Raw genomic sequence first — 564 nt, 5'->3', positions numbered from 1 at the left:
AGCGTCCTCCGATTTCGCTTCGGCGTTTCCAGCCGAAACGCCAGCCCGCGTTGTCATGGATCAAGGGAAAGGGCCGGAAGAAATGATTGTACGACACCCACTTGGGGATGTCCTGCGCCCTTTATCGGCCGATCAGATTTGGGAGAAATTCAAGGGCCTCAGCAGAGAGAACGTTCACCCGCGGTGGCAGGACGAGATCCTCTCGGCAATAGGCAACCTCGAAGCAGCAGGCCTTGGGCCTCTTCTGGCTGCTCTCTCTCGACGGGGCAGGCGATATGCCGAAGATGACGCCGCGATTCTCCTGAGCTAGGAAGGGGCAGGTACTTGCTGTGCGGGCGAAATTTCATGGGCATGGCTTGCAGGTTTCCAGCTTCAATTTCCGCAACGGATCTGCCGATGAGTTGGTGCTGTCACTCTTCGTGAGCGGGCCGGATACCACCACCTTACCGATAAAGATGTGGTCGGGAATTCGGGAAGAGATCACGCCTACAATCGCTGCCGTTTCAAGTCTGCTGATCGCGTTGACAGTCGTTATGTATGCCGGCGTAGAGGTGGTCCGCCAGA

At 57.1% G+C, this 564-nt stretch carries 2 pseudogenes; both read left to right on the top strand.

What is annotated here, in order from left to right:
• Window positions 1-310, top strand: a pseudogene (locus tag EN852_RS41790) (MmgE/PrpD family protein); the annotation flags it as partial.
• A gap of 46 nt (window positions 311-356) precedes the next feature.
• Window positions 357-564: pseudogene (locus EN852_RS41785) on the top strand (hypothetical protein); the annotation flags it as partial.

The sequence above is a fragment of the Mesorhizobium sp. M2E.F.Ca.ET.209.01.1.1 genome, assembly GCF_004010375.2.
Lineage (GTDB): Bacteria > Pseudomonadota > Alphaproteobacteria > Rhizobiales > Rhizobiaceae > Mesorhizobium.
The sequence above is the reverse complement of the archived record's forward strand: the minus strand, read 5'-3'. Positions and strand labels throughout refer to the sequence as shown.